This is a genomic window from Acinetobacter sp. CAU_H_S139_7, from assembly GCF_058599305.1.
Map to the genome: position 1 here is coordinate 3,400,216 of NZ_CM178651.1, position 14,879 is coordinate 3,415,094.

A 14,879-nucleotide genomic window follows, 5' to 3' on the forward strand; every position below is an offset into this window, starting at 1 on the left:
AATAGTTTAATTTAGGAATTAAGCTGATTAACCTACAAATGGATTAGCAAAGATGAAGAACAAGCCAATACCAACACCGATCATAGGCACAGCATCAAGAAGACCCGCGATTAAGAACATACGAGTTTGAAGTTGTGGAGCCAATTCTGGTTGACGTGCAACAGCTTCAAGGAAGCGACCGCCTAAAAGACCAAAACCAATCGCAGTACCTAAAGCACCAAAAGCGATCAAGATAGCAGATGCAATTGCAACTAGACCTAAAGTGAGTTCCATGATAATTCCTCAGAGGTTAGGTTTATACCAAATTAAATTAAAAAATTATGCGCCCAACCATCCAGTGATAGTTGGGCATTACCATTAATGCTTTTCGCTTGCCATGCTCAAGTATACGATAGTCAGCATCATAAAGATGAATGCTTGTAGCGTGATAACAAGAATGTGGAAGATCGCCCAAGGCACAGACAACGCCCATTGGATCCAGAACGGTAATAATGCGATAAGGATGAAGATTAACTCACCTGCATACATGTTACCGAAAAGTCGTAGAGCCAATGAAACTGGACGTGCAAGGAATGTTACTAATTCAAGAATTAAGTTCACTGGAATCAATAACGCTTTTGCAACTGGGTTACTTGGGTTAAATGGGTTAAGTGCTAATTCGCCAACGAAACCACCAATCCCCTTTTCGCGAATACTGTAGAACAAGATCAATACAAATACAGATAAAGACATACCTAGGGTAATGTTTGGATCTGTAGAAGGTACAACCTTGAAGTAAACGTGATGAGGATCCATACCAAATACACTTGCACCAATCAGTTGAGCTGTATACGGAATAAAGTCAACTGGGATTAAGTCCATTGCGTTCATGAGGAAAATCCACACGAAAATGGTCAATGCAAGTGGCGCAATTAAGCGTGATTTGCCATGGAAAGTGTCGCGAACACTTGAGTCCACAAACTCAATGATCATTTCAATTGCAGACTGGAACTTGGTTGGAACACCAGAGTTTGCAGCTTTCGCTACGCACCAGAACAACAAACAGAAAATCACACCAAGAGTGATAGACCAACCCATTGAATCCAAGTGAATAGCAGTGAACCCCATCTGTTGAGCTTCTTCAGCAGTCTCAGCCAACTTCCATGAACCGTCTGGCATTTTGCCATAAGTCATATTCGTCAAGTGATGCTTGATATACTCGGTCGAAGTAAGGGCATGTTCTTCAGCAGCCATAAATCACACCTGGTCAATGTCAAATACAAATAGAGAGAACGAACATCGCGTGCTGCTTGATATCTCGTCCATCTCCTAAAAAACTTTTCAATTTTTTGTAGTGCTTATTAAACTCGTTTTTGTTGACGCGACACCCAAAATGGAGCAACCCACGTCATGGTTTGAACGAGCATAAAACCACAAAACAACGCCACCGCTGACAACGGTTTGACATTGCTTAAAATTAAAATGAAACCAACAATCACAATTGCAAACTTACCCATCATGCCTTTATACATGTTCGCAAGAACTTGTTTAGAAGCGCGAGCTCCTGCAGCTCGAAACGACTGCCATGAAAAATAGCAAGTCGCAAGCCAACACACGAGCGCACCTAATGCTGCACTCAGGGCTGCGGTTGAGTCTTTCACGACCCAGCCGATCAAGGCTGAAACAGGAATCATACATGCTTGTAAGAGGACTAAAGCTTTCGCTAATCGTCGGTCAATCAAGCGACTAGTTCGGCTCATTATTTATTCACTCACAACAATCATGCTTGACAAGTTTAGCTGATGATTATTTTTAATCGCTGGCATTATAGAGTTACACCCCTGAACATGCAATCTTTTCCCGACCTAAGTCGAGTTTTTTTCTATGTTTAAATTGCTTTTAAACTAATCAATTATTGTTTAATTTTTGCGTCACTTTCGGGTGTTTAGCACACATTTATGCACATGATCGGCCAATTGCTTCCACGCGCTGACAAAATCCCCTGCCCCAGTCATGCTTTCATCAACCGCTTGGAAAACCAATGGGTTCAACTTTTGATATTGTGCTTGACTAGCATGCACTTCAGCCAAAAGGCACATCTTTGAATAAGGGCGGCTGTCATTTAAGTATTTGATTTGCGCAACCGTAGGCGCAATATGTGGATCATCTGTCAATGCGCCTGCAAAGCGTAAGTTTAAAGGTCGCTCCAGGTATTGATAGGCATCATGAAAAGACCAATATGGGCGAGCTTGGGTACTTTGACTATATATAGCTGAAGCTTGCAACATTTTCTGAGCAAAGATTTTGGCATTGTTCCAGTAGCGCTCCTTATACTCAGGCATCTGCTGTGAACGCAGGCCTGCAATAAAGAAACCGATGCGTACCGCATTGTTTGGGTCAAGCCAAACATGGGTATCGATGGTATTTTTTAAGGCATCACCACGGGTATTTCGTAGTGGTAAAGCATTGATAATGCCTGAATCTAAAATAGAAACTGCTTTATCATTGGGGGTCAGGAGTTTATCCAGCGGTGCTTCATGGGCTCGTCCCAACCAAACAACCAAACCTGCATCCTGAATGATTTTACGATGCATTGGGGTCAAACTTACATCATGTCCAGATTGATCGGCCAACAATAAGGTTGGTTTTTCAATGCCTTTCGTCACTTCCTGTGCAATCAAGTAAATCGGCTGTGTAGAGACAATCAAGTCTTGCGTCCAAGCAACACTACTAAACAGCGCAAACGCAAAAAAAGCCAAGAAACGGGACATGGGGAGCAATCACTAGAAATACAATTAGTGTTATAATATAACAAATCGACAAAAATACCTATGCCTAATCGAAACTCTCTGCGCTTCATGTTAAGATTTAATGTCGTTTTTCTTTTATAAATTTTGCACTTGAGGTTTGTTATGAGCGCTTGTTCTCACGAACACCACCATGCTTTACATGATGTGCATGGTCATCACAACGTTGAGACGCGTTTGGCTGAAGCAGAAGTCTTGTGCGCAACAACTGGTGCGCGCCTAACCCCCTTAAGAAAAGAAGTCTTGGCACTGATCCTGAATGCGACAGGCCCGATGGGTGCGTATGACTTGTTGGCTAAAATTAAAAGCAATGCCGACCGCCCTGCTGCCCCACCGACGGTGTACCGCACCTTAGACTTTTTATTAGAAAAAGGCCTCATTCACCGACTCACCTCAATTAATGCCTATATTCCGTGTTGTCATCCACGCGAAGGCCATCAAGCAGCTTTTCTCATTTGCACCGATTGCAAATCAGTGACAGAGGCCTCTGCTCAAGGATTATTACAACAACTCGATGCACTTTCCGCAGCCGATGGTTTTACGGCACAACATAGCATTATTGAAATTTCAGGAATTTGTCAGCAGTGTCGCCACAAATAAGCCTCGATCCTGTTCTGGTCGAACTCTCCCAAATTAGTGTTCGTATCGATGAACGCGACATTTTAAAGCATGTCGATTTTGTCTTACATGAACGGGAAATTGTGACCCTAATTGGTCCGAATGGTGCGGGGAAATCCACACTCATTAAAGTGCTATTGGGTATTGTTCACCCTAATGCTGGCGACATTAAAACAACAAAGCCACTCAAGTTTTCTTATGTGCCACAAAAATTTAATCCCTCACATAGCCTACCGCTTAGGGTAAAAGACCTCTTAGCTTTGGAAAAATGCGATCCTGCAATCAAGCAAGAAATTATCCACGATACGGGGATCAGCAAACTTGAAAACTCCAAAGTACAGCAGCTTTCAGGTGGAGAGCGTCAACGCGTTTTACTGGCTCGTGCGCTGTTACGTCAACCTGATATTTTGGTTCTCGATGAACCCATGCAAGGCTTAGACATTCAGTCTGAGGCTGAGTTGTACGACTATGTGCGCAGTTTACCCGCCAAATATGGTTGTGCTGTGCTCATGGTTTCACATGATTTGCAGTGGGTCATGCAAGGAACTCATCGTGTGGTGTGTTTGAATAAACACATTTGTTGTAGTGGCCTGCCTGAAAGTGTGCAACAACACCCTGAGTATCAAGCTATTTTTGGTACTAACCGCGTGTTCTATCAACATCATCATGATCACTGCGCACATGGTGATAGTGCAACGCCTTGTCAGCATGACGCTCGCCCACACATTCACCCTGAACCGGAAGCTTAACTCATGATGGAATGGTTACAACTGCTGTTGCCTGCATGGATTATGGGCACGCTTCTGGTCTTTTTAACTGCGCCACTAGGCTGTTTGATGCTATGGCGTCGCATGTCATTCTTTGCCGACACCATGGCACATGGCACGTTACTGGGTGTCGCGATTGCTGGAGCAATGGCGTTGCCCTTGTGGATGGGTGTGGCTTTTATTGCGGGCTTGTTGGTGGCGATCCTTTGGGTTTTGCATGATCCGCGTTTACCTAATGACGCATTACTCGCACTCTGTTCTGCAACCTTGCTCTGCTCGGGTCTGATGTTTATTCAACATATTCCAAGCTTAAGACCTGAATTACTCAGCTATTTATTTGGTGATTTACTCACGATCACTTGGACAGACCTGCCCGTTTTTGCGACCGTTATTGTTGTTGCACTCGCAGTGCTTTATAAAAGTTGGCAAGCTCAAATTCAGATCGCGATCGATCCTGATATGGCCGTCAGTGAAGGTGTCAGTGCGAAATGGCAACGTTTGATTTTTATGTTGCTACTGGCTTTATTTACCATTTTAGCACTTCGTGCAGTGGGTTCTTTACTGATGGGTGCCTTGCTTGTCATTCCAGCACTCACCGCTCGACTGCTTGCCCACTCTCCAAAACAAATGGTGATTTGGGCCTTTGTGATTGCGCAAATTGGGGTGACAGTTGGTTTATGGTCCAGTGCAGGGCTAAATACTTCTACAGGACTCAGCATTGTCTTAACCATGTCGATTCTGTTTGCGCTGATTTTTATCGCGCAGAAGTTTAAAAAGATCACTTAAAAAATTGGGCATGAATTAAAGCCATGAAATCGCATGGCTTTACTCGTAAACATTCAAATTATATAAAAAATGTAAACCCCAATACTGAGAAAATAATTATGTCTGATGAACAGTTAAAAAATAGTTTAAAAAATCGTTATATTTTTCAGGATAGCGATATATTTACACATGGAAGAGATTATTTTCAGATAGCTCAACTAGCATATAACTCAAAAGAATTTAAGCCGTATCCAATATTAATGCTATTAGCATTAGCTATAGAACATTTTTTTAAAAGCTTAGACACTGAAAATAAAACCCAAAGGTCTAACCACCCTAATAATGATGAACCTTTTTTAATATTACCCACCTATAGACAAATTCAAACCAATAATAAAAATGGGCATGACTTATACAGTTTATTCGATTATTTTTCAAAAAAAGATTCCGAACTATATCAATATATAAATAATCAATATTCAAATCAATTTGGTAGAGATCCAAGAACTCTTCTTGAGCGAAATCGAAAACTTTTCGAACATACTCGATATGCATATGAAAATGCAGAAAATCATAATCATCTTACCGATCTGCAAGAGTTATATAAATTAACTGAGTTTCTGTATCAAACTATAGAAGATTTATTTAAACAAAATTACTGATGCACTAAACTCAATAAACTTGCAGCACAGGCAAACAACACTGCAAAAGTACGATTTAGATATTTTTGCTGTCGCGGGGATTTTAAGAGTTTTAAAACTTTCGCTGCCAATCCCGTATATCCTGCCATCACAATCAAATCAATCGTAACCATCGTGACGGCCATCACCGCATATTGACTCCACTGCGGCTTAGACAAATCTAAAAATTGCGGTAAAACTGCCAATAAAAATACGATTGCTTTGGGATTGCTCATATTGATCAAAAAGCCATACATCACCAATTTAGAGCGTGATTTAGTCGGTTGTTCTTGTTGAATTTCAATCGATTGGATGGGTGCCATCCATTGTAAATAAGCCAAATACAATAAATAAGCCACACCAAACCACTTCACGGCCCAAAATGCCCAAGGCGTTGTGGCAAAGAGCACCCCTACCCCAGCCGCCACAATACCGATTTGTACCAACAAGGCGAGTTGTAAACCCAACGCATTCCAATAACCATGCCGAAAACCATAGTTAAGGCCACTCGACATTGACGCAATGGCCCCTGCCCCTGGAGAAATACTAATGATCCAACATGCGAGTACAAAGCCAAGCCAAATTTGAAATGACATAGTGGTATTGAGAAAAAATGACCTTTAGATTATATGATCTTTCATGCTTTTAGGGTTTATTATTCATTAATGAATTTATCACTTAAGGCTATGAAGCAGAAACTGCATAAGGCACAATAAGTACAGCCAATAGAAATAACAATTTTTTTAGGAGCCATGAATGACCGCCCAATCTGTAATTCTACCATTACCTTCAGATCATGCCCGTTTTATTGTTTTACGTTTAAAAGATTTAAGTATTGAAGAACTTAAAGAAAAATTAGAAGATTTATTTTCAACTCGTGATCGCCTTATTACCCAACATCCACATGCGCAAATTAAAACGGCTGTTGCTTTTGGCCCTGAACTTTGGGCACAACTTCATCCTACAGCGCCTGCAGGGTTTAAACAGCTAGAGCCCATTTATGGCTCTTTCAATATGCCTGTTTCACCTGCGGATGTTTTAATTCATATAGCGGCCCAACGTACCGATATTTGTTTTGCCCTTAGTCAATCGTTCTTTGAAGGTATCCAAGATAAAGTTGATGTTCTAGATGAACGAGTCTGTTTCCGCAATTTTGATGGTCGAGATTTGACTGGTTTTATTGATGGTACTGAAAACCCGCAGTTCCCCGATGATCGTGCTGCAACGACTTTATTAAGTGAAGATGCAGGAGTATTCGCAGATGGCTCTTTTATCTTTGCACAGCGCTATTGTCATGATTTGGAAAAGTGGAAAAAATTAAAAGTTGATGCTCAAGAGCAAGTCTTTGGAAGGACAAAACTTGAAAGTATTGAACTAGATGATGACGTTAAGCCTGAAAATTCTCACGTTGCACGTGTCGTGGTTGAAGATGATGAAGGCGAAGAAATGGAAATCCTACGTCACTCGCTTCCTTATGGCGATGGTAAAGGTGAGCAAGGTTTATTTTTTATTGCCTATACGAAAGATTTAAACATTATTGATGCGATGTTACTGCGAATGTTTGGCACCAGTGGTGATGGAATCCATGACCGTATGCTTCATTTTGTGACTCCTGTGGATGGTGCTTATTATTTTGCGCCGAGTGAGGAGCTGTTGGAAGAAGTTTTGGAAGGGTGATTTTTTAATGCTTAACTACAGTAATGGCCTACTGTAGTTAAGCTAATCTTTTACAATTCGGCTTTCCATACGCTATTTTTCACTAACTTCCCATCTTTAATATGTAATGCAATATTATATTGAGCAGCCCCACCACTACTTAATGAGTTGATTATGTATAAATCATTGTTTTTCTGATAAATCTGAAAATCAGCAAGTTCATTCTTACTACTGAGCCCATCTTTTGGAAAAAAATAGTTTTCCAATTGATCTGAATTAATAATGATTTTTTGCTCTTGGATCTTAACTACAATTCTGTTCAACTGAAGAAAGTTTACAGTAGGGAGGTCACCATCCGTACCATAAAAAGCCTTCCCTTTATACAAACTATATAACTCGCTCCCCTTTAGGCTTTTGGAATAATTTTTTGAATTCAAATCCGCATCCTTCGATGAGATCTCAACTGTATATAAAGAATTCCTATATAAAACAGTTTTAACATCATATTTTTTTAATTTTATTTTGTTATAACTATCAAATCTATTAATTCTATTATTATAAATATAACCATTCACACCAGACGATGAGTTAATAAAACAGAAATTATTCACAATATCATCCACACATGAAACTATTTCTCCATTCTTCTGTTTAGATATAACCTTAGAGCTCAAATCTGCCGATTCACGAACATTAACATAGCCGTCTTTATCTTGAATCAATCCAAAATCAGCATAAATACAAGTACTAATTGTCATTAAAAAAGGAAAAAAGATATAATTCATTTTATTTTTTCTCATTTAGGGTAAGTTCCTTTTTTATCGCGAATGTATTTAATTTTTATATTAGGATATTGACGCTGAAAGTTTATGATTTTTTCTGCCAAATTTTCAACATCCTTGTTCTGCGCACGAGTACAACCCATTGTAACGCGCCAGCCCTGCTTTTCAGCGTAAGGATCTTTTAAGCCAGAGCCTCCTCCATGAACCCAACGAGCCCTTGTATCAGTACTACGAATTTTTGTAGTTCCATATGCTGCCCCCAATTGACTTGTCCTAGTGCCACCGGAAATAATTGTATAAAATCCAGTGAACATCCCATCAGCGTTACTTTTAGCTTTACTAGACACTCTACTTCCTGATTTGAAGCTAAAAAGTTTGTTACCTAAATGATCATAGAAAACAGTATATCCTTCTTTGGGCTCTTCAAACGGGCCATAATCCATATCTTGAAATGTATAAATAACAGCCATCCCATCAGATATTTTCACTTTCACATCCTTTGTATTCCCATTCAATTGCGTTTTATTTTTATCAATTTTTGGAGGCTCTTTTACCTTTTGATTATTAACAGCTTCTTTTGCTACTGGAGTACTCAACTCAATCATATTATTAAATTGTTGAGCACTGTTACTAATACTACCGGTCGGCTTCGCTGTGTGATTCTTCGAAAACTCAAGAATATCTAAATTTAAATTACCTAAACCAATATTGTTAAAAATTTGGTTTAAAGCACTATTAGATGGTTTGTGCCTCAAGTATTTATTTATCTTTAGTTTCTTCCCAATTGCAATATTATTTATGTTACTTATCTTATTATCTTTTGCTATTTCCTCTATAGTAGTGCCGAATTTTTTAGCAATTCCTGCTAAGGTGTCACCCGATTTCACACTATAGCTTTCACTCACACCAAAAAATAGAATCTGACCAACCTTTATCTTGTTCTTATCTTGAATATTATTATCTTCTATAATTCTATTTACGGTTGTAGCATTAGATTTAGCAATTTTTTCTAGAGTATCCCCTTTTTTTACAACGTATCCTGCTGTAGAACTAGTCTGTATTAAATCTTTGTAATTATCAGGAAGTATAATAGTAATTATTTCATCACCAATTCTTGAGAGTATAGATTTAGTCTCTCCTTTTGAATTTGTTTTCCCAAAAATAACATTTATTTCCGTTTCATTACCCCTATCCATTGATAAATGTGAAGGCTTTTCATTACTCGAATTTTTAACAGTTGCCAAAATATAATTTTTATTCTCAACATCTGAACCATTATTATCCGTTAGTTTAATTTTGGTTTCTACCTTTTGCTTCAGTAGAGCTGTTAATACTACTAATTTCTGTTTGAAAATTCTTTCATACGCTCTAATTGCATCCTTCCTCCATTTGAAATTATATGCTCGCTGCTTACCACGATCATCATTATAATATCCTGGACCATCATGATGAAGCATATATATTAATTGCCAGTATTTCTCATCACTAGGCTTAAACCCCCAATTAATAGCCAGCTCTTTATTAAATAAAAATGCAACCAAAACACCATATGATCCGATCGTTGCATCAAAAACATTGTTTCCTCTCATATCAATGTCTACACCAATCAGCTCTTTAGCTCTTTTTCTAAATGCATTTGCTGTATCCTTTGTATATTGTGCAAGTCCTGCGGCACTGGTGGTTCCAGCCGCTGCATCTGGATTAAAACCAGATTCTGCTAAACAAATTAATAAAGTATAAGCCGTTTCCTTATAATCAAGGTTATACCTCGAACATAGCGAAATAATAATGTCGACTATATTAGATCTCTTGCGAAAGTCATTATTGCAAGTTTATCCGGTTTACGAGTGCAGCAATTAAGTTAATGCGTAAACCGAATCTTTTCCGTCTATTTCGATAGCGTTCACTTAATATTCTAAATGTTTTCAATTGACTATTAATGTGTTCGATCACAACTCGTATTTTTCCAATCATTTTATTGTACCTTTTCTCAACATCAAATAAGGGTAAATTCTTCTTTTTCTTTATTGGCATCAATAATTTAAAGCCATCTTGCTCTAATCCGTAGTACCCTAAATCGGTCATAACATATTCACAATGTTTGAATTTCTTAACCGTTTTTCTTGCCAATTTAATATCATGCTGACTGCCATTCGATATATCTAGCCCTATGATTTGTTTGCTGTTCGGATGATAGATCACTTGTGCTTTTAGCGTATGTTTCTTCTTTTTACCACTGTAGAACTTACTCTGATTTTTTTTTCGGACGTTCTATTGAACATTCTGTCGCATCAATAATGACCCAGTTAAAGTGTTCGTCTGCTGTGGTAATGCTTCGTTTTGGCAGAGTAAAACGTCTTGATTTCATCAATGCATCTTCAACCTTTTTAATGGTTCGATTCACATTACTTTCAGCGATATGGTAATTTGCCGCTAATTCCAGTTGAGTGCTGTAGTTCCGTAAGTAATTGAGAGTTAATAACAACTGATCCTCTATATCTAAAGTATGAGGACGACCTGATTTCTTTTTGAGTGATTCTGCTTTTTCTAAAACCTCTACCATTTCAGTAAAAACTTGTCGAGGTACGCCAACCAAGCGTTTGAATTCAGAATCTGAAAAACGATTTAATTTCTGATATCTCATGAAATTTATATTGAGGTGGTTTTTACTTTCGCAAGAGATCTATTCTTAAAGTTAGCCTCTTCAATATCACCATATATTCTAGAATTTCCTTTATTTTTTTTATTGGTTGGTATAGGAATGCTGATCAAAGAGTAATCTACAATTTGCTCATCTGTATAAGCATAACCTTTTTTTGGACGCAATATCTCATATATATTAGACATTATTCTTCCCCATAAACTGCATTAGCAGATATAACTTTTATTCTTTTTATTTTCATATTATCTATAATTCTTTTAGCGTCTTTTTTTGGAGTAATAACTCCATTTAAATTTAAAACAACTGGTTTTCTAAATTCATTAACCTCTTCAACAGTCATTGCATTGATGTTATTTGAGACACCTTGATTTAGGAGAAAAAAACTATTTCCTTCATGCTCTATACATGAAAAACTAATAGGGCTTAAATACCCTTCTTCTAAGATTATTTTTTCCTTATTATTCATTTTATCTATTATTGGTAAGTTAATTACAGTTTTTTCATCAATTAATAGTTTACTACTTCTACATTGTCTAACGATTCCTCCACTACCTCTATCAACAAGTCCCTCCTCAGAATCATAACAACTCGAAAGAATTTTAATTCTTTTCTTCCCACATTTTATTTCTTTTGATTCATATTTTTTATAATTTAAACTCCCCCCATCTGATAAATCAGAAGAGTTACACCCATAAACTACTATAGATATCAAGAAAATAACCAAAAAATTATTCTTCATTTATTTCACCATTATCTTCATCAATTAGCGGAGAATCTATATGATTAAGCTGTTCATACTCATACGTTGTTTGTGGTTGGAACCAAATGTCTTGGGTTACTTCTTCAATAATTTCCAAATTCAAACTTTCATCACTTGATGAGGAATATCCAGTTACTGTCATACCATTATCGTCTGTCGCTCCTAAAATTTGTTGTCCAGATGGTAAGGTTAATTTATATTTTTGTCCTTTTACTGGATTATTTTGCTGATCCCTAACAAGAAAATTTCCATAAAACATACTTGGTAATTCAGGAACCTCATAAGATACTTTTGCCCCACCCACAAAACTATGCTGACCCGCCTTACTTTCAAACTTTCCACCTGTTATCGTAAAAATCCCATCCCCATTAATTTTGAGCTGTGAACCACCAGCAGTCAGTACAATTTCCTTCGGACTGGTTATTTCTATTTTATCTTCAGTTGAAATCAGCTTAATCACCTTACGCGCAATCGCCTCTATCGCATCATCTTGCGCCTGTAATTCAACTTTTCCTTTTGCAGCAAATGCCTTTAGCCCTTTTTGTGCAGCAAATAAGCTCACCTTATCCTGCGCATGCGCAATAATATTCTTCTGGGCACTTAAGTTAATGGAACCCTGTGCACTTTCAGCGATGTCTTGAGTAGCCTGTAAAACAATATCTTCAGGCGTCGTTAAGGCAATGCCATTGGGGGAAGCCAACAGCATTAAAGCCTGACGAAAGATCTTCGCTTGAGCTTGTTGCTGGTCATCCTGAGCTTTTTCTAGGCCTTGAGTATAACCTTCCATAAAACCTTGCATGGAGCCCAATGCCTGCATGGGATTAACATTCAGTTTGCTGCCTTTATTAAAGCTTCCGCAAGCACTGGTTAGGTCAAAGTCTTTCATATCAACATTGGCAATCACTTTGCCTACATCTTTTAAAGCGGCGAATGGATCCGCATTCAATTTTTCTTTCACACCTTGCAACTGACTTTTCAAAACATCTGTGCCATGTTCTTCGAGGTTATCAATAAAGGCTTTTAAATTGTCTATTGAAGCCTCTGTATCCCTAAAATAGTCTTTAAACTCATTGATCAAATTGTCTGTGTCTTGACCAAATTTTTGAATATCCTCAATAAAACCACCACACGTTTTTAATGCCGAAATCGGATCCTGACTGACTGCAGTTTTAAATAAACCAACAGTTGCTTGGAGGGCTTGATTGGCCCCTTTTAGCTCTACAGACTGAATCAATTTAGGCAGACGATTGATCACATTCAGTGCATCAGTCTGTTGTTTAACAGCCAAAGTACTCAGCATGTGCATACTGTCATGACCTTGCTGCAAGATGGACTGGGCTTCGGATGCAGCCAAATGATCTGCGACCGCTTGATCCTGTGCATAGGTACTAATCAAGAGGCCTTTGCCTGCACGCATGGCTCCCCATTGATCCGTTCTTAGCTCAAACCCCTCACCACGCCCATCACTGTTCTCAGTTTCTTTTGGATGACTGAGGTTACCGAGATTAAGCTGACTCGCTCCATGACTGCTGTGTAGCTGCACACTAATTTGTCCTGTCGTATCATCAAAACGCAGTTGGTTAAAGCCTTGCCCTGCAACCTCTTGCGAACGGATCCCGCTGAGTTTCTTCGTCGCAGGCAATGTCCCCTTCACATCAAACATGGTTTGATGGCGCTCCGCTTCATGAATACGCCCTACGACAAAAGGTCGATCGACATCCCCCTCAAAGAAGTCGATGACCACAATTTCTCCGATACGCGGATGAAAACGTGCGCCATACCCCTCACCCGCCCATGGGGTCAATACATCGACCCATGCCGAGTCCGTGTCATTATCATTTGCACCCGCACCACCATCATGAGCATGGTCATCACTACGCGTAAACATGAAGCGAACTTTAATCCGCCCCCATGCATCCACATAAATTTCTTCCCCTTCAGGCCCGACGACTTTGGCGCGTAAAGGATAGGCTACTGGACGGTGTATCCACGCTTGATATTTAGGAACAATTTTGACCTCACGGCGTACGACAAAGAGTTCATTGGCTTGACGTTCCTCACTCAAACCTTGCCAGCGACTTTCTTTTAGTAATAAATTGATTTGCTGTAATAACTCTTTGGGTAAATTATTTTGGTTATAAAAGACTTTGCCTAAAATGAGAAATTCACGCTCTGCGGACACATGCTGGTCTATTTCAGGATGATCAATCATTTCAAACCAATAGCCGACTTGCGCATCTCGAACGCTACTTTTTGCTGTGAAATATTTGGCCTGAAGTTCGTGATATTGGTTCAGTTGTTGGTTGAGACGATCTAGTTGACTGCTATTGGCAAGCGTGACCTGATCTTGACCTTGTAAATCAGCCGTCCATGCTGGACTGACACACCAGACTTGTTCCAGACCCAAACTTTCATTGTCCTGTTGATCACTGTGCTGATGCGCACTCAATACAGCCTGACTCTGATCTTGAGCTAAATGTTGCGCTTGCCAACGCTGCGTCTGTACTGTGGTGGACTGTAAGTGACGTTCAGCAATAAAACTGGTGATGCTATCAAAAGGCTCGGTAGCATGGCTGCGGTGGAAACGAATCGTACGACGACCCAGTGCTGTAAAAGCTTGATTATCATCCATCAAACGAAGTTGCTGTGCCTGAATCGGTTCCGACGAACTGAGCACCATCGGAGCTTGTTCATCAATCAACCAATTAATCCCTTCACTCCGCCATAGTCGAGTGAGAAATTCAGCGTCGGTTTCATTAGACTGCATGACAAAGGGTCGTACATCATAATCACGGCTCAAACCCTCTAAGTTCAGGCTTAAGCTGGCTGCAAATAACGTGCTGTGACTTTGCCATTCGCTAAACAGAGTTTCAGTAATTTCACGAACACTTTTGCTCATAAACACACGACTGTTTCTGCGCTTATGCCACAGCGCTGTTGCATCTTCAATCGTCAGTTTATAAACAGTTAATGCGCCATCACTTTGCCCCTGACCGGCACTGGTAATCACCCCCGTCAGACGAGAAAGCTGTCCCACATCCGTGACCTGATCAACCGCGACTCGCCCACCAATGAACTGTTTTAAAGGCAAATAAGCGTTGGTCGATAGACATAGGATTTCAGCTTTTAGGCCCTGATTAATGCGATGTTCACCCTCAATCCGCTGAATAAACACCTGTGTGTTCAAAGCTGGATTAGAAAAATGAATATGCAAAGCACGTTTTTGTGAGCCGAATCCAAAGGATTCCAGCATTTTATAAATAGAATTGAACATGATCATTGTTAAGTTATTGGTTTTTATACTTGTGCGCGGAGTGTACAAAATGTCTTTTTTTTAATCTAGTAAAATAATGTTAATGAAGACGCAGCTCTCAAAAAATAAAAAGGAGCATCATGCTCCTTT

17 protein-coding genes are annotated in these 14,879 nt (G+C 39.3%); 6 read left to right on the forward strand and 11 right to left on the reverse strand.

Translation table 11 applies throughout. The annotated features are described in order from the left end of the window. Positions 1-27 precede the first annotated feature (27 nt). From atpE to AC4MC0_RS16490, 4 genes are all read right to left on the reverse strand, one after another. The gene (atpE, locus tag AC4MC0_RS16475) at positions 28-273 is read right to left on the reverse strand and encodes a F0F1 ATP synthase subunit C (protein ID WP_000424060.1); all 246 of its coding nucleotides are present in this window, start codon (positions 271-273) and stop codon (positions 28-30) included. A gap of 84 nt (positions 274-357) precedes the next feature. Beyond that, positions 358-1,233: a F0F1 ATP synthase subunit A gene (gene atpB / locus AC4MC0_RS16480; RefSeq protein WP_004684418.1), complete on the reverse strand. Its 876-nt coding sequence runs from the start codon at positions 1,231-1,233 to the stop codon at positions 358-360. Positions 1,234-1,340: 107 nt separating this feature from the next. Next, a complete protein-coding gene (locus AC4MC0_RS16485; protein WP_004684416.1) occupies positions 1,341-1,739 on the reverse strand; it encodes an ATP synthase subunit I in 399 nt (132 codons plus the stop codon). A gap of 171 nt (positions 1,740-1,910) precedes the next feature. After that, complete coding sequence (locus tag AC4MC0_RS16490) at positions 1,911-2,750, reverse strand: metal ABC transporter solute-binding protein, Zn/Mn family (RefSeq protein ID WP_201702150.1); 840 nt, start codon at positions 2,748-2,750, stop codon at positions 1,911-1,913. Positions 2,751-2,891: 141 nt separating this feature from the next. On the opposite strand from AC4MC0_RS16490, the gene AC4MC0_RS16495 reads away from it, so the two are divergent. Genes AC4MC0_RS16495 through AC4MC0_RS16510 form a run of 4 tightly spaced genes read left to right on the forward strand, consistent with a single transcriptional unit; the run spans position 2,892 to position 5,598 of the window. Continuing rightward, positions 2,892-3,386, forward strand: a complete 495-nt coding sequence (locus AC4MC0_RS16495; protein WP_004984035.1) for a transcriptional repressor — start codon at positions 2,892-2,894, stop codon at positions 3,384-3,386. After that, positions 3,371-4,153, forward strand: coding sequence for a zinc ABC transporter ATP-binding protein ZnuC (znuC, locus tag AC4MC0_RS16500; RefSeq protein ID WP_078426299.1), 783 nt, complete (start codon positions 3,371-3,373; stop codon positions 4,151-4,153). Before AC4MC0_RS16495 ends, znuC begins: the two co-directional genes overlap by 16 nt. Before the next feature lie 3 nt (positions 4,154-4,156). Next, complete coding sequence (gene znuB / locus AC4MC0_RS16505; RefSeq protein WP_279679261.1) at positions 4,157-4,957, forward strand: zinc ABC transporter permease subunit ZnuB; 801 nt, start codon at positions 4,157-4,159, stop codon at positions 4,955-4,957. Positions 4,958-4,980: 23 nt separating this feature from the next. Continuing rightward, complete coding sequence (locus tag AC4MC0_RS16510; protein ID WP_491887153.1) at positions 4,981-5,598, forward strand: hypothetical protein; 618 nt, start codon at positions 4,981-4,983, stop codon at positions 5,596-5,598. Here the strand turns inward: AC4MC0_RS16510 and AC4MC0_RS16515 are convergent. Then, entirely contained in the window at positions 5,592-6,212 is a 621-nt protein-coding gene (locus AC4MC0_RS16515) for a LysE family transporter (RefSeq protein ID WP_279679263.1), read from the reverse strand. The two genes, AC4MC0_RS16510 and AC4MC0_RS16515, sit on opposite strands and share 7 nt — an antisense overlap. Before the next feature lie 160 nt (positions 6,213-6,372). Here AC4MC0_RS16515 and AC4MC0_RS16520 point away from each other — a divergent pair, with 160 nt between their 5' ends. After that, positions 6,373-7,293: a Dyp-type peroxidase gene (locus tag AC4MC0_RS16520; RefSeq protein ID WP_335999856.1), complete on the forward strand. Its 921-nt coding sequence runs from the start codon at positions 6,373-6,375 to the stop codon at positions 7,291-7,293. Positions 7,294-7,343: 50 nt separating this feature from the next. Here the strand turns inward: AC4MC0_RS16520 and AC4MC0_RS16525 are convergent, their stop codons facing one another. Together AC4MC0_RS16525 and AC4MC0_RS16530 are read right to left on the reverse strand one after the other, a co-directional pair. Beyond that, entirely contained in the window at positions 7,344-8,072 is a 729-nt protein-coding gene (locus tag AC4MC0_RS16525; RefSeq protein ID WP_234304211.1) for an SH3 domain-containing protein, read from the reverse strand. Beyond that, a complete protein-coding gene (locus AC4MC0_RS16530) occupies positions 8,069-9,643 on the reverse strand; it encodes a LysM peptidoglycan-binding domain-containing protein (protein WP_491887154.1) in 1,575 nt (524 codons plus the stop codon). The genes AC4MC0_RS16525 and AC4MC0_RS16530 overlap by 4 nt, the downstream gene beginning before the upstream one ends. Positions 9,644-9,647: 4 nt before the next feature. On the opposite strand from AC4MC0_RS16530, the gene AC4MC0_RS16535 reads away from it, so the two are divergent. Continuing rightward, positions 9,648-9,794 (forward strand): hypothetical protein, encoded by a 147-nt coding sequence (locus tag AC4MC0_RS16535; protein ID WP_491887155.1) that lies wholly within the window; start codon positions 9,648-9,650, stop codon positions 9,792-9,794. A gap of 81 nt (positions 9,795-9,875) precedes the next feature. Here AC4MC0_RS16535 and AC4MC0_RS16540 read toward each other — a convergent pair. The 4 genes from AC4MC0_RS16540 to AC4MC0_RS16555 form a co-directional block, all read right to left on the reverse strand. Beyond that, positions 9,876-10,698 (reverse strand): IS5 family transposase gene (locus tag AC4MC0_RS16540; RefSeq protein WP_087554504.1). Its coding sequence is split into 2 segments (ribosomal slippage): positions 9,876-10,316 and positions 10,318-10,698, totalling 822 coding nucleotides; the frame shifts between segments, so codons are not numbered across the junction. A gap of 5 nt (positions 10,699-10,703) precedes the next feature. Further along, entirely contained in the window at positions 10,704-10,901 is a 198-nt protein-coding gene (locus AC4MC0_RS16545) for a hypothetical protein (RefSeq protein ID WP_491887156.1), read from the reverse strand. Then, positions 10,901-11,455: a hypothetical protein gene (locus AC4MC0_RS16550; RefSeq protein ID WP_335999852.1), complete on the reverse strand. Its 555-nt coding sequence runs from the start codon at positions 11,453-11,455 to the stop codon at positions 10,901-10,903. Before AC4MC0_RS16550 ends, AC4MC0_RS16545 begins: the two co-directional genes overlap by 1 nt. Continuing rightward, entirely contained in the window at positions 11,445-14,750 is a 3,306-nt protein-coding gene (locus tag AC4MC0_RS16555; RefSeq protein ID WP_491887157.1) for a type VI secretion system Vgr family protein, read from the reverse strand. Before AC4MC0_RS16555 ends, AC4MC0_RS16550 begins: the two co-directional genes overlap by 11 nt. Positions 14,751-14,879: the final 129 nt, after the last annotated feature.